20 protein-coding genes are annotated in these 18104 nt (G+C 73.8%); 15 read left to right on the top strand and 5 right to left on the bottom strand.

What is annotated here, in order from left to right:
- A partial coding sequence (locus tag NH342_RS07470) for a metallopeptidase TldD-related protein (RefSeq protein ID WP_253013287.1) occupies window positions 1–827 on the top strand: 827 nt, incomplete at its 5' end.
- A 3-nt stretch (window positions 828–830) separates the two neighbouring features.
- Here NH342_RS07470 and NH342_RS07465 read toward each other — a convergent pair.
- Window positions 831–1589 carry a (deoxy)nucleoside triphosphate pyrophosphohydrolase gene (locus tag NH342_RS07465; protein WP_253013285.1) on the bottom strand — a complete coding sequence of 253 codons (759 nt, stop codon included), beginning with the start codon at window positions 1587–1589 and terminating at the stop codon, window positions 831–833.
- A gap of 26 nt (window positions 1590–1615) precedes the next feature.
- Here NH342_RS07465 and NH342_RS07460 point away from each other — a divergent pair, with 26 nt between their 5' ends.
- From NH342_RS07460 to NH342_RS07430, 7 genes are all read left to right on the top strand, one after another.
- Complete coding sequence (locus NH342_RS07460) at window positions 1616–2098, top strand: Rrf2 family transcriptional regulator (RefSeq protein WP_256479682.1); 483 nt, start codon at window positions 1616–1618, stop codon at window positions 2096–2098.
- Between the two features lie 14 nt (window positions 2099–2112).
- Window positions 2113–2649: an adenylyl-sulfate kinase gene (gene cysC, locus NH342_RS07455; RefSeq protein ID WP_253013280.1), complete on the top strand. Its 537-nt coding sequence runs from the start codon at window positions 2113–2115 to the stop codon at window positions 2647–2649.
- Window positions 2650–2788: 139 nt separating this feature from the next.
- The gene (locus NH342_RS07450; RefSeq protein ID WP_253013278.1) at window positions 2789–4447 is read left to right on the top strand and encodes a nitrite/sulfite reductase; all 1659 of its coding nucleotides are present in this window, start codon (window positions 2789–2791) and stop codon (window positions 4445–4447) included.
- Between the two features lie 154 nt (window positions 4448–4601).
- On the top strand, window positions 4602–5315 hold the full coding sequence (locus tag NH342_RS07445) for a phosphoadenylyl-sulfate reductase (protein WP_253013276.1): 714 nt from the start codon (window positions 4602–4604) through the stop codon (window positions 5313–5315).
- Window positions 5316–5338: 23 nt separating this feature from the next.
- On the top strand, window positions 5339–5644 hold the full coding sequence (locus NH342_RS07440; RefSeq protein WP_253013274.1) for a 4a-hydroxytetrahydrobiopterin dehydratase: 306 nt from the start codon (window positions 5339–5341) through the stop codon (window positions 5642–5644).
- A gap of 118 nt (window positions 5645–5762) precedes the next feature.
- A complete protein-coding gene (locus NH342_RS07435; RefSeq protein ID WP_253013272.1) occupies window positions 5763–7469 on the top strand; it encodes a PHP domain-containing protein in 1707 nt (568 codons plus the stop codon).
- Window positions 7466–7984 carry a hypothetical protein gene (locus NH342_RS07430; RefSeq protein WP_253013270.1) on the top strand — a complete coding sequence of 173 codons (519 nt, stop codon included), beginning with the start codon at window positions 7466–7468 and terminating at the stop codon, window positions 7982–7984. Before NH342_RS07435 ends, NH342_RS07430 begins: the two co-directional genes overlap by 4 nt.
- Before the next feature lie 8 nt (window positions 7985–7992).
- Here the strand turns inward: NH342_RS07430 and NH342_RS07425 are convergent, their stop codons facing one another.
- The gene (locus tag NH342_RS07425; protein ID WP_253013268.1) at window positions 7993–8373 is read right to left on the bottom strand and encodes a DUF3037 domain-containing protein; all 381 of its coding nucleotides are present in this window, start codon (window positions 8371–8373) and stop codon (window positions 7993–7995) included.
- Window positions 8370–9224, bottom strand: a complete 855-nt coding sequence (locus NH342_RS07420) for a HipA family kinase (RefSeq protein WP_253013264.1) — start codon at window positions 9222–9224, stop codon at window positions 8370–8372. The genes NH342_RS07425 and NH342_RS07420 overlap by 4 nt, the downstream gene beginning before the upstream one ends.
- Before the next feature lie 39 nt (window positions 9225–9263).
- Here NH342_RS07420 and NH342_RS07415 point away from each other — a divergent pair, with 39 nt between their 5' ends.
- Together NH342_RS07415 and NH342_RS07410 are read left to right on the top strand one after the other, a co-directional pair.
- Complete coding sequence (locus tag NH342_RS07415) at window positions 9264–10670, top strand: M1 family metallopeptidase (protein ID WP_253013262.1); 1407 nt, start codon at window positions 9264–9266, stop codon at window positions 10668–10670.
- A gap of 16 nt (window positions 10671–10686) precedes the next feature.
- Entirely contained in the window at window positions 10687–11217 is a 531-nt protein-coding gene (locus tag NH342_RS07410; RefSeq protein ID WP_253013260.1) for a DUF1990 family protein, read from the top strand.
- A 4-nt stretch (window positions 11218–11221) separates the two neighbouring features.
- On the opposite strand, the gene NH342_RS07405 is transcribed toward NH342_RS07410, so the two are convergent.
- Both NH342_RS07405 and NH342_RS07400 read right to left on the bottom strand, forming a co-directional pair.
- Window positions 11222–11920, bottom strand: a complete 699-nt coding sequence (locus tag NH342_RS07405; protein WP_253013258.1) for an FAD-binding oxidoreductase — start codon at window positions 11918–11920, stop codon at window positions 11222–11224.
- Window positions 11913–12524, bottom strand: a complete 612-nt coding sequence (locus NH342_RS07400) for a sulfite oxidase-like oxidoreductase (RefSeq protein WP_253013256.1) — start codon at window positions 12522–12524, stop codon at window positions 11913–11915. The genes NH342_RS07405 and NH342_RS07400 overlap by 8 nt, the downstream gene beginning before the upstream one ends.
- A 137-nt stretch (window positions 12525–12661) precedes the next feature.
- On the opposite strand from NH342_RS07400, the gene NH342_RS07395 reads away from it, so the two are divergent.
- The 5 genes from NH342_RS07395 to NH342_RS07375 all read left to right on the top strand — a co-directional run bounded on the left by NH342_RS07395 (window position 12662) and on the right by NH342_RS07375 (window position 18104).
- Window positions 12662–13399, top strand: a complete 738-nt coding sequence (locus tag NH342_RS07395) for a succinate dehydrogenase cytochrome b subunit (RefSeq protein WP_253013254.1) — start codon at window positions 12662–12664, stop codon at window positions 13397–13399.
- 17 nt (window positions 13400–13416) lie between these two features.
- The gene (locus tag NH342_RS07390) at window positions 13417–15363 is read left to right on the top strand and encodes a fumarate reductase/succinate dehydrogenase flavoprotein subunit (protein ID WP_253013252.1); all 1947 of its coding nucleotides are present in this window, start codon (window positions 13417–13419) and stop codon (window positions 15361–15363) included.
- Window positions 15364–15386: 23 nt separating this feature from the next.
- Complete coding sequence (locus NH342_RS07385) at window positions 15387–16142, top strand: succinate dehydrogenase/fumarate reductase iron-sulfur subunit (RefSeq protein ID WP_091056911.1); 756 nt, start codon at window positions 15387–15389, stop codon at window positions 16140–16142.
- A gap of 145 nt (window positions 16143–16287) precedes the next feature.
- Complete coding sequence (gene gabT / locus NH342_RS07380) at window positions 16288–17634, top strand: 4-aminobutyrate--2-oxoglutarate transaminase (RefSeq protein WP_253013250.1); 1347 nt, start codon at window positions 16288–16290, stop codon at window positions 17632–17634.
- Window positions 17631–18104 (top strand): GNAT family N-acetyltransferase, encoded by a 474-nt coding sequence (locus NH342_RS07375; protein WP_308200621.1) that lies wholly within the window; start codon window positions 17631–17633, stop codon window positions 18102–18104. Before gabT ends, NH342_RS07375 begins: the two co-directional genes overlap by 4 nt.

The raw sequence follows: 18104 nt of genomic DNA, 5'->3' as shown, positions 1-18104 counted from the left end.
TCGCCCGGCTGCCCGGCGCGGACGGCGTGGCCCGTCAGGTCACCGCGGCGGTCGGCGAGCTGGACTGCGCCGCGTTGGGCGCCCGGGCGGCGGCCAAGGCGCGGGCCGGCACCGACCCCTCCCCCGTCGACCCGGGCCGCTGGCCGGTGGTGCTCGAGCCCACCGCCGTGGCCGACGTGGTCGCGGGCCTGCTGACCGGCCAGTTCCACGCCAAGGCCGTCCTCGACGGCACCGGTGGGCTGCGGCGGGGCGAGCAGCAGTTCGACCCCGCGGTGTCGCTGGCCGACCCGGCCGGGTTCGGGCTGCCCTTCGACACGGAGGGGACGCCCAAGCGCCCGGTCGAGCTGGTCCGGGCCGGCGTCCCGGTCGGGGTGACGTCCGACCGGCGGACCGCGGCGGCCACCGGCGGCGCCTCCACCGGGCACGGCGGACCGGCATCGGCGACCTGGGGCCCGGTGGCCACCGACGCCGTGCTCGCGGCCGGGGGCGGCGGCACCGTCGACGACCTGGTCGGCCGGCTGGAGCGCGGCCTGCTGGTCACCGACGTCTGGTACACCCGCGTGCTGGACCAGAAGCGCTCGGTGTGGACCGGCCTGACCCGCAACGGCGTCTGGCTGGTCGAGGACGGCCGGGTCGTGCGCCCGGTCTCCACGCTGCGGTTCACCCAGTCCTACCTGGAGGCCCTCGCCCCCGGGGCGGTGACCGTCGGGTCGCAGGTGCAGGCGGTGCCGCGAACGCTGACCTCCACGGCGTGGGGCACCCACCGGGTCGCCGTCCCGGCGCTGTCCCTGGTGTCGTGGAACATCACCGGGAACGCGACCGGCTGACGCTCACAGCCGCCCGAGCAGCGCCCGGACGGCGGGCAGGAGCGGCCGGTCGGCGGGGATCCAGTCCAGGTCCTCCAGCTCGCCGGCGGTCACCCAGCGCACCTCGGAGTGCTCGTGGGCGACCAGCTCGCCGCCGGTGACCCGGCCCCACCACACCCGAAGCGTGGAGGCACCGGGCGAGCCGCCGGCCACCACGCCGGGCAGCGGCACCTCGCCGAGGAAGCCCTGCGGGGCGATGTCCACCGACAGCTCCTCCTGGCACTCCCGGACCAGCGCGTCGAGCTCGGGCTCCCCGCGCTCGACCTTCCCGCCGGGGAACTCCCACCGCCCGGCCAGCGACCCGGAGCCGCGGCGGGCCACCAGCACCCGGTCGCCGTCCACCAGGGCGGCACCGACGACCTGCACGACGTCCTGCGCCCGGCGCTGCGCGGCCGCGGCGTAGAGGTCCAGGTGGGCCTGCATCGCGGCCAGCACCCGGCGGCGGACGACGGTCTGGTCCAGCAGCCGGCCGAGGGGGCCGGGCACCCGGTTGTCCCACTCCTCCTGCTCGTCGACCAGCGTGCCGGCGCCGGTCGGGGTGAACCGCCGGGTGTGCCGCACGCGGGCCAGCAGCCCGCCCGACCCGTGGAACTCGTCGGCGACGGGGCGCTGCGAGCAGACCTCGGTCAGCGGCCACGGCCAGGGCCGGCCGAGGGCACGGGCCACGTCGTGGGCCACCGTCAGCGGCGCCTCCACCAGCGTGGTGAATCGCAGCTGGAACACCACCCGAGCTTCCCAGACCGGGCAGGATGGCCGTCGTGCGCATCTCCGCCCGGGTCGACTACGCGGTACGGGCCGCCCTGGAACTGGCCGCCGCGAGCCCGGAGTCGCTCACCTGCGACCGCATCGCGCAGGCCCAGGGCATCCCGTCCCGGTTCCTGCAGGCCATCCTCGGCGACCTGCAGCACGCCCGGCTGGTGACCAGCCAGCGCGGCCGGGACGGCGGCTACCGGCTGGCGCTGCCGCCGTCGGAGGTGTCCATCGCCCGGGTCATGCGGGTGGAGCAGGGCTTCCTCGCCGAGGTGCACGGCCAGCGCCCGGAGGACGCCACCTACCCCGGCGTCGCCCAGGAGCTGACCAGCGTCTGGGTGGCCGCCCGCGACTCCTACCGCCGGGTGCTGGAGCAGGTCACCCTCGCCGACGTCGTCGCGGGGCAGCTGCCCGCCGCGGTGGCCGAGCTGGCCGAGGTCGAGAGCGCCTGGCGCTCGTTCGGGGCCGTCCCGGTCGACTGATTGACTTCCCCGCCATGAGCGGAGTCGCCGTCCTGCTGACCGGGCTGTCGGGAGCCGGGAAGTCCACCGTCACCGACGCCCTGGTCGCCGAGCTCGAGGCCGAGGGCACGCCGGTCACCGTGCTGGACGGCGACGTGGTGCGCACCCACCTGTCCAGCGAGCTCGGGTTCAGCCGGGCCGACCGCGACCTCAACATCCGGCGGATCGGCTGGGTCGCCGGCGAGGTGGTCAGGCACGGCGGGACGGCGGTGATCGCCGCCATCGCCCCCTTCGAGCAGGCCCGCGAGGAGGCCCGGGCGCTGGTGGAGGCGCACGGCCGGTTCGTGCTGGTGCACCTGAGCACGCCGCTGGAGGTCTGCGAGGCCCGCGACGTCAAGGGGCTCTACGCCCGGGCGCGGGCCGGGGAGATCCCCACCTTCACCGGTGTGAGCGACCCCTACGAGGAGCCGGTGCGGGCCGAGCTGCGCATCGACACCTCGGTCGTGGGGCTGCCCGACACCGTCGCGCAGGTCCGGGCGGCGATGGCCGGTGTGGGAGACTCGCGGGCGTGACTGACCGCGGCACGCCCCTGGTCGCGCGCCTGCACGTCGACCTGGGCCGCGTCGTGAGCGCCGCCTGTCGCCGCTGGTTCTGAGCCTCGCCTCCCAGTCCCCCGCAGCACACCGCGCACCTGCGCGAAGGAGCCCGCCCGTGTCCTCCCCCACCCGCCCCAGCCGCACGGCCCAGAAGGGGCAGGGCCAGTGGGCCCTCGGCTACCGCGAGCCGCTCAACCCCAACGAGCGGATGAAGAAGGACTCCGACGGCCTCGACGTCCGCCAGCGGATCCTCGACGTCTACGCCCGCACCGGCTTCGACGGCATCGACCCCGGCGACCTGCGCGGCCGGATGCGCTGGATGGGCCTCTACACCCAGCGCGCCCAGGGCATCCCCGGCGGGAAGACCGCCGTGCTGGAGCCCGAGGAGCTCGAGGACGCCTACTTCATGCTGCGCGTGCGCATCGACGGCGGGCAGCTGTCGGCGCAGCAGCTGCGGGTCGTCGCCGGCATCTCCACCGAGTTCGGCCGCGGGGTCGCCGACGTCACCGACCGGCAGAACGTGCAGCTGCACTGGATCCGCATCGAGGACGTCCCCGAGATCTGGGAGCGGCTGGAGGCCGTGGGCCTGTCGACGACGGAGGCGTGCGGCGACACCCCCCGCGTCATCCTCGGCTGCCCGCTGGCCGGGGTGCTCGACGACGAGGTGCTGGACGCCACCCCCGCCGTCGCCGAGGTCGTGAACCGGTACCTCGGCGACCGGGAGTTCTCCAACCTGCCGCGCAAGTTCAAGTCCTCGATCTCCGGCTGCGCGCACCACTGCACCAACCACGAGATCAACGACGTCGCCTTCGTCGGTGTCCGCGACGCCGCCGGCGAGGCCGGCTACGACCTGTGGGTCGGCGGCGGGCTCTCGACCAATCCCCGGTTCGCCGAGCGCCTGGGCGTGTTCGTCCGGCCCGACCAGGTCGCCGACGTGTGGGCCGGGGTCTGCGGCGTCTTCCGCGACTACGGCTACCGGCGCTCGCGCACCCACGCCCGGATCAAGTTCCTGATGGCCGACTGGGGGCCGGAGAAGTTCCGCCAGGTGCTGCAGGACGAGTACCTGCACCACACCCTGCCCGACGGCCCGGCCCCCGAGCGGCCGGCCACCGACCAGCGCGACCACGTCGGCGTCATGGCGCAGGTCGACGGCACCAACGCGCTGGGCTTCGCGCTGCACACCGGCCGGATCGGCGGCGAGCTGCTGGCGACCGTGGCCGACATCGCCGAGCGGTACGGGCGGGGCCGCATCCGGACCACCGCCGACCAGAAGCTGGTCGTCCTCGACGTCCCGGACGACCAGGTCGAGGACGCCGTCGCGGCGCTCGCCGAGCACGACCTGCTGGTCCGCCCGAGCGTCTTCCGCCGGCAGACCATGGCCTGCACCGGCATCGAGTTCTGCAAGCTGGCCATCGTCGAGACCAAGGGCCGGGCCAAGGAGCTCACCGCCGAGCTCGAGCGCCGACTGCCGGAGTTCGACACCCCGCTGACCATCAACGTCAACGGCTGCCCCAACTCCTGCGCCCGCTTCCAGACCGCCGACATCGGCCTGAAGGGGATGGTCGTGGGCGGGGAGGAGGGCTTCCAGGTGCACCTGGGCGGCCACCTCGGGTTCGAGTCCTCCATCGGCCGCAAGCTGCGCGGGCACAAGGTCGCCGCCACCGAGACCGCCGACTACGTCGAGCGGGTGCTGCGCGGCTACCTCGAGCACCGCACCGAGGGCGAGACCTTCGCCGGCTACGCCGCCCGCGCCGACGAGGAGTGGCTGCGCTGAGCGGCGAGGGAAGGGTCCGGCAGCTCCCGCCGTTCCACTGCCCGTACTGCGGCGAGGAGACCCTGCGGCCGCGCGAGACCGAGGGAGAATGGCACTGCGGGTCGTGCCTGCGGACCTTCGCCCTGCGGACGACGGGAACAGGAGTGGAGCAGCCGTGACGACATCCCTGGTCGAGCCGACGCCCGAGCTGGCCGCCGAGGCCGATGCCCGCTTCGAGGACATCGCCGACCCTCGAGCGCAGGCGCTCGCCGTCCTGCGGTGGGCCGGGGAGACCTTCGGTGACTCCTTCGCGCTGACCTCCTCCATGGCCGACGGCCTGCTCGCCCACCTCGCCGGCCGCGCGCACCCCGGCGTCCAGGTCGTCTTCCTCGACACCGGCTACCACTTCGCCGAGACCCTCGGCACCCGCGACTGGATCGCCTCGGTCACCGACATCCGGGTGCTGTCGGTGCAGCCCGAGCAGACCGTCGCCGAGCAGGACGCCGAGTTCGGCCCGCAGCTGCACGACCGCGACCCCGACCTGTGCTGCGCGATGCGCAAGGTGCAGCCCCTGGCCCGCGCCCTCGCCGGGTTCTCCGCCTGGGGCTCGGGCGTGCGCCGGGACGAGGCCGAGACCCGCCGCGGCACCAGGGTCGTGGACTGGGACGCCACGCGCGGCATGGTCAAGGTCAACCCGCTGGCCGCCTGGAGCGCCGACGACGTCGACCGGTACACCGCCGAGCACCAGGTGCCGGTCAACCCGCTGGTCGAGGTCGGGTACGCCTCGATCGGCTGCGCGCCGTGCACCCGCCCGGTCGCCCCCGGCGAGGACCCGCGCGCCGGGCGCTGGGCCGGGCGGAACAAGGTGGAGTGCGGCCTGCACACCTGAGGGTCGTGCTGCAGGCTGCTCGCATGACACGACCGGAGGCACTGTCGGCCGACCAGGTGGCCACCGCGGTGGCCGAGCTGACCCACTGGGACGGCGACACCCAGGGCATCTACCGCCGGGTGGAGACCGGGTCCTTCCGGGCCGCCGTCGAGCTGGTCGACCGGATCGCCGACGTGGCCGAGGAGATGGACCACCACCCCGACCTCGACATCCGCTACAGCTGCGTGCGGGTCTCGGTGGTCACCCACTCCGCGGGCGGGGTCACCGACCTCGACCTCGAGCTGGCCCGCCGGGTCGACGTCCTCGCCGAGGACGCCGACGCCGGCTGACCGACCGGTCCGCTGCCGGCTGTTCACCCGGGCGTCGTGCACCTGCCCCCTCCCCCTCGCCCTGCTCGTCCAGGGTCGGGTGGTCGAGCACGCAGGCGATCCGGGAGGACCGAACGGGATGGGCCACGACCACGGGCACCAGCACACCCACGACCAAGGACCGGTGGAGGTCAGCTGGCGCGACGAGCACGCCGACGACCCGCTGTCGGTGTCGCGCCGGCAGTTCCTGACCCGCGCCGCCCTCGTCGCCGGGGCCACCGCCGGCGCCGGCGTGCTGGGCACCGGCCTGGCCGCGGCCGCGCCCGGAGGCACTCCCGGGCGACCCGGGGCGCGCCCGCAGCCGGTCAACCCGTGGTCCGGCGGCGCGCGCTTCTACGCCGGCGACCACCACATCCACACCCAGTACTCCCCCGACGCCCAGTACACCGTCGAGCAGCAGGTGGCCAAGGGCCGGGAGTACGGCCTGTCCTGGGTGGTCATCACCGACCACGGCAGCGTGGCGCACCAGAAGTTCTCCATCGACCAGGTGACGCCGAACATCGAGGCCTCGCGCAACGCCTACCGGGACGTGCTGGTCTACCAGGGCCTGGAGTGGAACATCCCCGGCGCCGAGCACGCCACGGTCTTCCTGCCCCCCGGCCGCAACACCGTCGACATCCTCAAGGCCTTCGAGCTCGCCTACGACGGCGCGGTCCTGGCCGCGAACGGGACCATCCCCGGCGCGACGAACGGTGCCGGCGAGCGCTTCGCCGTGCAGGCCCTGCAGTACCTGGACCAGCAGGTGCGCAGCGGCCGGGCCGACATCGCGCTCATGTTCGCCAACCACCCGGCGCGGCGCGGCATCGACAGCCCGCACGAACTGCGGGCCTGGCGCGACGCCGCACCGCAGGTCGCCGTCGGCATGGAGGGCGCCCCCGGGCACCAGGCGGCCGGCATCCCGCTGTCGGCCGGCGGGCCCGGCAGGGCCCGCGGGTACTACGACTTCGCGCCCACCGCCGACAGCTTCCCCGGCTACGCCCCCTCCGCGACGGAGAACCCGTACCGCACCTACGGCGGGTTCGACTGGATGACGGCCAAGGTCGGCGGGGTGTGGGACTCCCTGCTGGCCGAGGGCAAGCCCTGGTGGATCACCTCCACCTCCGACTCGCACCAGGTCTGGCGGGACACCTTCGCCCCCGGCACCCAGAGCTACGACGCCACCGGCAGCCGCGGCGCCCCGGTCGACACCGGCGCCCCCATCACCTCCTACGGCGACTTCTGGCCCGGCCAGTACTCCTCGACGCTGGTCGCGGCCCGGTCGAAGGACTACGTCGACGTCATGCGGGGGCTGCAGTCCGGCCAGGTGGTGGCCGTGCACGGTCGGCTGATCGACGGCCTCGACGTCCGGGTGCGGGCCACCCGCGGGGACGGCGATGGGCGCGGGGTCACCCTCGGCGGCCGGACCTTCGTGGCCCGGGGAGGGGACGTCACGGTCGAGATCACCATCGACCGCGCCGGCGGCCCCAACTCCAGCGGTCAGGTGCCCCAGCTGGCGAAGGTGGACCTGATCAGCGGGCCGGTGACCGGTGCCGCCGCCGACCGCGACACGCTCTCCGCGCCGCAGACCCGGGTCGTGCAGACCTTCGACACCACCCGGCCCCCCGGCCGGCGGGTGCGGCTGGAGCACACCTTCCGCGACGTGCAGCAGTCGTTCTACCTGCGGCTGCGCGGCAGCGACGGCAAGCAGCTGGACGGGATCAACCCGCGGATGGACGTGGCCGGGCAGGAGGACCCGTTCGCCGACCTCTGGTTCTACGCGAACCCGGTCTTCGTCGACGTGGTGTGACCAGCGCCGACCACTGGTGGGTGGGCGTCCCGGCGCAGGCCGAGGACGCCCATCTGCTGGCCGCCCTCGACGCGGTGCTGGCGGGGTCGGGTCGCTGTGCGGTGTGGGTGCAGACGCACGTCGACCGCCGCGGCCCGGCACCGGTGCTGATCGCCGGCTGGCAGCTGGACGACGGCCCTGCGCTCCCCGCCGCGCAGTTCGCCGCTGCGTTCGGCGGCACGGCCCGGCCGGCCGGTGGGCCTCCCGTCGACGGGCGGGTGGTCCGCTTCCCCGGCAGCGACGCGGTGCCCGTGCAGCTCACCGTCGCCGAGCTGGTGGCGTCGACGCCCGTGGACCGGGTGGTCGGCATCGGCGCGCCGGCCCACCCCGAGGACGTGGTCGACACCGTCGACGGCTACCTCCGGCCGGTCCGCCACCCCGACGGCGTGGAGCTGCTGGTGGACCCGGCCGGCCCGGGCCGTTGGCGACCGGTGGAGATCCGTTCCCCCCACCAGTGCTGCGGGGGCCGCCACTGAGCCGCCGACTACAGCGGCAGCACCAGCAGGTCGAGCAGGCGGTCGGCCTCGGCGTCGGGGTCGGCGGTCAGCCCGGTGTGCACCGGGCCGGGCTGGACGACGGTCGAGCGCGGCGCGGTCAGCCAGCGGAACCGGGAGCCGAGCACCTCGCGGCCGGCCGCCCCGGCGCCGGGCACCGCGGCGCAGACGTCGGCGGCGGCCTGCAGCGCCCACGCGATGGCCACCGGGTCGGCCGCGGGGTCCAGCGCCCGCAGCCGGTCGGTGTCCAGGTGCACCCGGGAGCCCAGGTAGTCCCGCTGCCGGCAGTAGACCAGCACGCCCGCGTTGAACTGCTCGCCGCGGTCGACGCGCGGGACCACCCGCAGCACCGCGTACTCGTAGGTGTTCACCGCTGCGAGACCCCCGGCGGGGGCGGCGGGCCCAGCCAGCCGGGCCGGTTCTGCCCGCGCGGCGCGGGCGCCCGGCCGCGGGACCCCTCGGCCGCAGCCTGCACCAGCGGGGGCAGCCAGGCCGGGCGGGCGTCCAGGCGGGCCAGCAGCTGGGCGACGTAACGCTCCCGGGTGGCGTCGGCCGGCTCCTCCTCGGGCCCGCGCAGCCAGGCGTCGGGCACCAGGCCCAGCACCCGCTCCAGCAGCGGACGGGTCACCAGCGGACCCAGCGCGGCGTCGGCCGCCGCCACGTCGGGGTGGGACTCGACCAGCGCGTGCTGCGCGGCGTCGTAGGGCCGGGCCACCGCCGCCGGCGCCCCGGGCCAGTGGTGGTGGAAGGTCAGCGCGGCGCCGTGGTCGATCAGCTGCAGCCGGCCGTGCCAGAACAGCATGTTCGGGTTGCGCCAGGACCTGTCCACGTTGCCCACCAGCGCGTCGAACCACAGCACCCGGCCGGCGAGCTCGGGGCCGACGTCGGCGGCGTGGGCGGAGAAGTCCAGCGCCCCGGGCAGGTAGTCCATGCCGAGGTTGGTGCCGGCGGAGTGCCGCAGCAGCTCCTGCACCTCCTGGTCGGGCTCCCCCGTCGCGAGGTCGGGCGCGACGTCCACGGTGACCAGCGCGGGGACCGGCAGCGCCAGCGCCCGGGCCAGCTCCCCGCAGACGACCTCGGCGGCCAGCACGGGCACGCCCTGGCCCGCCGAGCGCCACTTGACCACGTAGGTGCCCAGGTCGTCGGCCTCGACCAGGCCGGGCAGCGAGCCGCCCTCGCGCAGCGGGAGGACGTAGCGGGTGGCGGTGACGGCGGCGAGCACAGTGCCGCGAGGCTACCGCCGCCCCCCTACGGTGCAGCCATGCTCCGTCTGCCCGCGCTCCTCGCCGGCACCCTGCTGTTGGTCGCCGGGTGCGCGGGGCAGGCCGCCGTCCGCGAGTTCCCGGTGGTGGGCGCCCCCGGCATCGGCGACGACTACTTCCCCGGCGACGGCAACGGCGGCTACGACGTGCAGCGCTACGACCTCGACATCGGCTACGACCCGGCCACCGACGAGCTCACCGGCACCGCGCTGGTCACCGCCGACATCACCGGCGCCCCGCTGCGCGGGTTCTCCCTGGACCTCGTCGGCCTCGACGTCGCCTCCGTGCGGGTCGACGGCACCGAGGTGACCACCACCCGCGACGGCGACGAGCTGCTGGTCGACCCCGGCCAGGTGGTCGTGGACGGCCGGTTCACCGTGCAGGTGGAGTACTCCGGCGTCCCCGAGCCGGTGCGCGACGGGCCCGGGGTCTCCGGGGTCGTGCCCACCGACGACGGCGTGCTGGTGGTCGGGCAGCCCGACGTCGCGGCGACCTGGTTCCCGGTCAACGACCACCCGCGCGACGCAGCCGCCGTCCAGCTCTCGGTGACCGTGCCGGAGGACCTGGTCGCGGTCTCCAACGGCACCCTGGTCGCGGAGGGCGAGCCGGTCGACGGCGAGCGCACCTGGGTGTGGCGCAGCGACGAACCGATGGCCCCGTACCTGATCACCCTGGCCGTCGGGGACTACGACCTCACCGAGCGCGAGGTCGACGGGATCACCTACCGGGACGCCGTCGCCACCGGGCTGACCGACCGGCGGGCCGACAACGCCCGCGCCGCGCTGGACCGCCAGCCCGAGGTCGTGGACTTCCTCGCCGGCATGTTCGGCTCGCCCTACCCGTTCACCGAGTGCGGCGGCATCGTCACCGACTCCTCGCTGGGGTTCGCGCTGGAGACCCAGACCCGGCCGATCTACGCCCGCGACTTCTTCGGGACGGCGTCGGCCGCCGAGCTGGTGGTGGTGCACGAGCTGGCCCACCAGTGGACCGGCGACGACCTGCGGCTGGACCGCTGGTCCGACATATGGCTCAACGAGGGCTTCGCGACCTACGCCGAGTGGGCGTGGACGGAGGCCGAGGGTGGCGAGACGGTGGCCGACCAGCTGGCCGCCGTCACCGACCTGTCGGCCGACGACGAGTTCTGGCAGCAGGCGATCGGCGACCCGGGCCCGGCCACCGACGAGCTGTTCAGCACCGCGGTCTACGTCCGGGGCGCGGCCACCCTGGCGGCGCTGCGGGAGGGGATCGGGGACGACGCGTTCGACGAGCTGCTGTCGCGGTGGACCACCGACCGGGCCGGGCAGGCGGTGACGACGGCGGAGTTCACCGAGCTGGCCGCCGAAGTCGCCGGCACCGACCTGTCCGGGTTCTTCGCCGACTGGCTGGGCGCGGGCAAGCCGACCTGATGCGGACACTGGGCGGGTGCACCCCGACCTCGCCGCGCTGACCGACGCCCCCTTCACGTACCCGGAGGTCGGCGCCACCCGGACCGGGGACCTGCCGGCGGGGGTGCACGTCGTCCGGCGCCGGTCGGTGGTCGGCCGCGGGGACGACGCCTTCGCCCGCGCGGTGGCCGCGGTGTTCGACTGGGCGCCGCAGCGGCACGCCGGCCTGCGGGTGCGGGCCAGCGGACCGGCCAGCACCGAGGGTGCCGTCGTCCTGATGACCGCGGGTCCGCCGCCGCTGGGCCTGCGGATCCCCTGCCGGGTGGTCTGGTCGGTGACCGGGGGTGACCGGCAGGGCTACGCCTACGGCACGCTGCCCGGCCACCCCGAGAGCGGCGAGGAGTCCTTCGTCGTCTCCCGGGACGGCGAGGACGTGGTGTTCGAGATGGTCGCCTTCTCCCGGCTGGCCACCCGCGCCGCGCGCCTGGGCGGGCCGGTCAGCCGGGTGCTGCAGGCGGTCGCGCTGGCCTGCTACACCGGTGCGGTGCGGCGGGCCGCGCGCGGGTGAGGACTCAGCTGCCGCTGGGGCCGAACTGCTCCACCCGGACGGCGGACGGCGCGAAGCCCAGGTCGACGAGCAGGTCCGACGCCGTCCGGGCGAACCCCGCGGAGCCGCAGACGAACGCGGTCTGGCCGGGCTCCCACAGCGGCAGCAGGTCGGCCGCGGTCAGCCGCCCGGCCGGCCGGATGCCGTGCGCTTCCCGCGTGGTGAGGATGACGGCGCCGGCGGCCTGCAGCTCGTCGGCGTAGGGCAGCTCGGCGAGGGTGCGGGCCGACACCGCCACCCGCAGCAGGTCCTCGGTGCCGGTGGCGCGGGCGTGCCGGACCATCGCCACCAGCGGGACGACGCCGGTGCCGCCGCCGACGAGCAGCGCCGGGGTCTCGCCGTCCCAGGCGAACCAGCCCCCGATCGGTCCGCGCACCTCGAAGGTGTCGCCCGGCTCGACGACGTCGGCCAGGTAGGTGGAGACCTCGCCGTCGTCCAGCCGCTCGACGAACAGCTCGACCAGCGGGTCCGAGGGCGGGGAGGCCACCGAGTAGGACCGCTGCGCGGTGTAGCCGTCCTCGGCGGTCAGCCGGACGACGTAGTGCTGGCCGGGCAGGTGGTCGACGCGGTCGGCGACGTCCAGGCGCAGCTGGACCGACCGCGGCAGCGGCCGACGTACCCCGGACACCGTCGCCGTCGTCCACGGGCCGGGCGGGCTAGTCACCCTGGTAGCGCTGCTGGCGCCACGGGTCGCCGCGGTCGTGGTACCCGTTGCGCTCCCAGAAACCCTGCTGGTCCCGCTTCAGGATGTCGAGCTTGGTCACCCACTTGGCGGACTTCCAGAAGTACAGGTGCGGCACGAGCAACCGGACCGGGCCACCGTGCTCGACGGTCAGCGGCCGGCCGTCGAACTCCCAGACCAGCCAGGCCTTGCCGCCGGTGAGGTCCTCCAGCGGCAGGTTGGTCGTGTAGCCGGACTTGGAGGTGGCCATGACGTACTGGCCCTCCGGCGTCGGGCGGGCGACGTCCCAGAGCGCGTCGAGGGAGACGCCGGCGAAGTGGGTGTCGAACTTCGACCAGGTGGTCACGCAGTGGATGTCGCCGCGGTACTCGCTGCGCGGCAGGGCGTGCACGCCGTCCCAGTCCCAGGTGGTGGGGACCTCGACGTTCCCGGCGACGGTGATGCTCCACGTCTCCGGGCTGATCCGCGGCGTCGGCTCGGCGGTCAGCACGGGCCAGTCGGCGCCCACGTCGTACTGGCCCGGGGGCAGCCTCGGGTCACGGGCGGGGCGGGTGCGGCCGAGGAATCCTCGGGTGGGTCCGGGCATGGTTGCCTCCCATTCGGGTTCGGTCGGGGGAACACGGGTAGGAGGTCGTTCGTTCCCCGGGTAAGGCTGCCCTTCCATGAGACGTGTCACGCGGCGTTCACATGGGTCTCACCTGTGCATCGTCGTACCGTGTGCTCGTGGCGACAGTGACGACGCAGCAGGCAGGGCAGTCGGCGGGGGCGAACCCCGGTCCGAAGCGGGACCCCAAGACCGGCCGGTACGGCTCCTCGGTCTTCAAGAAGGCCGTCATGGCGGTCACCGGGATCATCATGGTCCTGTTCCTGATCGCGCACATGATCGGGAACCTGCACGTCTTCCAGGGTGCGGCCTCGTTCAACGACTACTCGGAGTGGCTGCGCCAGGTCGGTGAGCCGGCGCTGCCGCCGCGCACCCTGCTGACCGTCATCGAGATCGTGCTGACCCTGTCGGTGCTCGCCCACGGGTGGGCTGCGGTCTCGCTGTGGCGCCAGGCCAAGCGGGCCCGCCCGGTCGCCTACCAGACCAAGAAGCGCGTCCAGCAGAGCTACGCCTCGCGGACGATGCGCTGGGGCGGGGTCATCGTCGGGCTGTTCATCATCTACCACCTGCTCGACCTCACCTGGGGCGTCGCCAACCTCGACGGCACCGGCGGCACGCCCTACGACCGGCTGATCGCCAGCATGTCCAACCCGGTCGTCGTGTTCTTCTACGTCCTCGCGCTGGTCACCCTCGGCTTCCACCTCCGCCACGGGGTGTGGAGCGCGACGCAGACCCTGGGGCAGAGCAACAAGCGCCGCGAGCGCGCGGTCAACGTGTTCGCCACGGCCTTCGCCGTCCTGCTGATCGGCGGCTACCTCGTGGTCCCGTTCGTCGTCCTCACCGGCATCGTGGCCTGAGACAGGAGAGATCCGACATGGCACTGGAGCTGTTCCTCGAAGGCGACCCGATCGCCGACACCAAGGCCCCCACCGACGTCCCCATCGGGGAGCGGTGGAGCGAGCGCAAGTTCCGCGGCAAGCTGGTCAACCCGGCCAACCGCCGCAAGATGACGATCATCGTGGTGGGCACCGGCCTGGCCGGCGGCGCCGCGGCGGCCACCCTGGCCGAGGCCGGCTACAAGATCAAGTCGTTCTGGTTCCAGGACAGCCCGCGCCGGGCGCACTCGATCGCCGCCCAGGGCGGGATCAACGCCGCGAAGAACTACCGCAACGACGGCGACAGCGTGCACCGGCTGTTCTACGACACGGTCAAGGGCGGGGACTTCCGGTCCCGGGAGGACAACGTCCACCGCCTGGCCGAGATCAGCACCCAGATCATCGACCAGTGCGTCGCCCAGGGTGTGCCCTTCGCCCGCGAGTACGGCGGCCTGCTGGACAACCGCTCCTTCGGTGGCGCACAGGTGTCGCGCACCTTCTACGCCCGCGGCCAGACGGGCCAGCAGCTGCTGATCGGCGCCTACCAGGCCTTCGAGCGCCAGGTCGCCGCCGGCAACATCGAGACGCACTCGCGCACCGAGATGCTCGACCTGGTCGTCGTCGACGGCAAGGCGCGCGGGATCGTCGCCCGCGACCTGGTCACCGGCGAGGTGTCCACGCACATCGCCGACGTCGTGGTGCTGGGCACCGGCGGCTACTCCAACGTCTACTACCTGTCCACCAACGCCAAGGGCTCCAACACCTCGGCGATCTGGCGGGCGCACAAGCGGGGCGCGTACTTCGCCAACCCCTGCTACACCCAGATCCACCCGACCTGCATCCCGGTCTCCGGTGACTACCAGTCGAAGCTGACCCTGATGTCGGAGTCCCTCCGCAACGACGGCCGGGTGTGGGTGCCCAAGGAGCGCGGCGACACCCGCCCGCCCCAGGACATCCCCGAGGACGAGCGCGACTACTACCTGGAGCGCAAGTACCCCGCCTTCGGGAACCTGGTGCCCCGCGACATCGCTTCCCGGCAGGCCAAGAACGTCTGCGACGAGGGCCGCGGCGTGGGCCCGGGCGGCCTGGGTGTGTACCTGGACTTCGCCGAGGCCATCGAGCGGCTGGGCCGCAAGGCGGTCGAGGCCAAGTACGGCAACCTCTTCGACATGTACGCCCGGATCACCGGCGAGGACCCGTACTCCGCGCCGATGCGCATCTACCCGGCCGTGCACTACACGATGGGCGGGCTGTGGGTCGACTACGACCTGCAGTCGACCATCCCGGGCCTGTTCGTGATCGGTGAGGCCAACTTCTCCGACCACGGCGCCAACCGCCTGGGCGCCAGCGCGCTCATGCAGGGCCTGTCCGACGGCTACTTCGTGCTGCCGAACACGATCACCGACTACCTGTCGGCCGCGCCGTTCGAGAAGGTGCCCGCCGACCACCCGGCGATCGTCGAGGCCGAGGAGGGCGTCAAGGCCCAGGTCGAGAAGTTCCTGTCCATCAACGGCACGCGCACGGTGGCCTCCTTCCACCGCGAGCTGGGCCGGCTGGTCTGGGACTACTGCGGCATGGAGCGGACCGCCGAGGGCCTGCGCAAGGCACTGGACCGGATCCCCGAGATCCGCAAGGAGTTCTGGACCAACGTGAAGGTGGCCGGTGACGCGCACACCTTCAACCAGAACCTCGAGCACGCGGCCCGGGTCGCCGACTTCATCGAGCTCGCCGAGCTGATGTGCATCGACGCCCTGCACCGCGAGGAGAGCTGCGGCGGCCACTTCCGCGCCGAGAGCCAGACCCCCGAGGGCGAGGCACTGCGCAACGACGAGGAGTTCGCCTACGTCGCCGCCTGGGGCTGGACGCCCGAGGGCGAGCCGCCGGTCCTGCACCGCGAGGCGCTCGAGTACGAGTACGTCCACCTCGCCCAGCGCAGCTACAAGTAACGATCAACGGGAGCTGAGACACGATGCAGCTGACCCTCCGGGTCTGGCGCCAGCCCTCCCCCCAGGTCAAGGGGAAGATGGCCAACTACCACCTGACCGACGTGTCGGAGGACATGTCGTTCCTCGAGATGCTCGACGTGCTCAACGAGCAGCTCATCCTCGACGGCGAGGACCCCATCGCCTTCGACCACGACTGCCGCGAGGGCATCTGCGGCAGCTGCGGGCTGATGATCAACGGGATCGCGCACGGCCCCGAGCAGACCACCACCTGCCAGCTGCACATGCGGTCCTTCTCCGACGGCGACACCATCGACATCGAGCCGTGGCGCTCCGGGGGCTTCCCGGTCGTCAAGGACCTCGTCGTCGACCGGTCCGCCTTCGACCGGATCATCTCCGCCGGCGGGTTCATCTCCGCGCCCACCGGCACCGCGCCCGACGCGCACGCCACCCCGGTCCCCAAGGTCGACGCCGACGCCGCCTTCGACGCGGCGACCTGCATCGGCTGCGGCGCCTGCGTCGCGGCGTGCCCGAACGGCTCGGCGATGCTGTTCACCGCCGCCAAGGTCACCCACCTGGGGCTGCTGCCGCAGGGCCAGCCCGAGCGGGACTCCCGGGTGGTCCGGATGATCGCCCAGCAGGACGCCGAGGACTTCGGCGGCTGCACCAACATCGGCGAGTGCTCCGCGGTGTGCCCGAAGGGCATCTCCATGGAGACCATCTCCCGGCTCAACCACGACCTGCTCGGCGCCCTGCGCGCCGGCGCGGTGCCCGCGAGCTGAGCCGGCCCACCCCGCGGAAAGGGGCGGTCGACCTCCGGGTCGACCGCCCCTTTCCGTCGCTCGTGGAGTTCTCCACGACGGATTCCCCACCGGGGCCCGATCGGTGACACCATGGCGGTGACCGACCGCCTGTGAGGAGACACCCATGACCGACGTGCTGGACCAGACCGGCCTGCGGCAGCGCCGCCACCTGGTCACCGAGATCCCCGGCCCCCGGTCGGTCGAGCTCATGGCCCGGCGGGACGCCACCGTCTCGGCCGGCGTCGGCACGACCCTCCCGGTGTTCATCACCCGCGCCGGCGGCGGGGTCCTCGAGGACGTCGACGGCAACACCCTCATCGACCTGGGCTCGGGCATCGCGGTCACCAGCGTGGGCAACGCCGCGCCCCGGGTGGTCGAGGCGGTGCAGGCCCAGGTCGCGGACTTCACCCACACCTGCTTCATGGTCACCCCCTACGAGGGCTACGTGGCCGTGTGCGAGGCGCTGGCCGAGCTCACCCCCGGTGACCACGCCAAGAAGAGCGCGCTGTTCAACTCCGGTTCCGAGGCCGTCGAGAACGCCGTCAAGATCGCCCGGCACGCCACCGGCCGGCAGGCCGTCGTCGTGTTCGACCACGCCTACCACGGCCGCACCAACCTCACGATGGCGCTGACCGCCAAGAACATGCCCTACAAGCACCGCTTCGGGCCCTTCGCCGGCGAGGTGTACCGGGTGCCGATGAGCTACCCCTTCCGCGACGGGCTGTCCGGCCCGGACGCCGCCGCCCGCGCGATCTCGCAGATCGAGGTGCAGGTGGGCGCGGGCAACACCGCCGCGGTGCTGATCGAGCCGCTGCAGGGCGAGGGCGGCTTCATCGAGCCGGCGCCGGGCTTCCTCACCGCCCTGCGCGAGTGGTGCACCAGCAACGGCGTGGTGCTCATCGCCGACGAGATCCAGTCCGGCTTCTGCCGCACCGGCGCCTGGTTCGGCGTCGACGCCGAGGGCGTCGTCCCCGACCTGGTCACCACGGCCAAGGGCATGGCCGGCGGGCTGCCGCTGGCCGCGGTCACCGGCCGCGCGGAGATCATGGACGCCGTCCACCCGGGCGGGCTCGGCGGCACCTACGGCGGCAACCCGGTCGCCTGCGCCGCCGCCCTGGGCGCCATCGAGACCATGCGGGCAGACGACCTGGTCGGGGCCGCCCGCTCCATCGGCGAGGTGATGCTGCCCCGGCTGCGGTCGATGGCGGAGCGCCACCCGGTCATCGGCGACGTGCGCGGCCGCGGCGCGATGATCGCCGTCGAGTTGGTCCGCCCGGGCACCACCGAGCCCGACGCCGCACTCGCCGGCCGGGTGGCCAAAGCCTGCCACGCCCGTGGCGTCGTCGTCCTCACCGCCGGTTCCTACGGCAACGTGCTGCGCTTCCTGCCGCCGCTGGTCATCGGGCACGACCTGCTCACCGAGGCCCTCGACGTCCTCGAGGAGGCCTTCGCCGAGGTGACCGGCTCCTGATCCGCCGCCTCGACGGCGCCGACTGGGCGCTGCTGCGCGACGTCCGGCTCCGTGCCCTGCGCGCGGACCCGGACGCCTTCGGCCCCACCCTGGACGGCGAGCGCGACCTCACCCCCGACCGGTGGCGCGAGCGCGTCACCGGCTCGGCCTGGTTCCTGTCCCACCCGCTCGGGCTGGTCAGCGGCACGCGCGAGGGCGAGGACGCGGTGCTGTCGGGCATGTGGGTCTCCCCCACCGCCCGCGGCCAGGGGGTGGGCCGGCTGCTGGTGGACGCCGTCGACCGGTGGAGCCGCGAGGAGGGCGCCGTCCGGGTCGTCGCGCGGGTGTTCGACGACAACGCCCCGGCGGTCGGGCTCTACACCGCGCTGGGGTTCGTGCTCGACGGTCCGGTGGTGGTCAGCCGACGCGACCCCTCGCGGACCTGGCACAGCTGGGTGCGACCCGTTGTGGTGGCGACCACAGGGTCCTAG

It is taken from the genome of Klenkia sp. PcliD-1-E, from assembly GCF_024124375.1.
In the GTDB taxonomy this organism is placed as follows: domain Bacteria; phylum Actinomycetota; class Actinomycetes; order Mycobacteriales; family Geodermatophilaceae; genus Klenkia.
The sequence above is the reverse complement of the archived record's forward strand: the minus strand, read 5'-3'. Positions and strand labels throughout refer to the sequence as shown.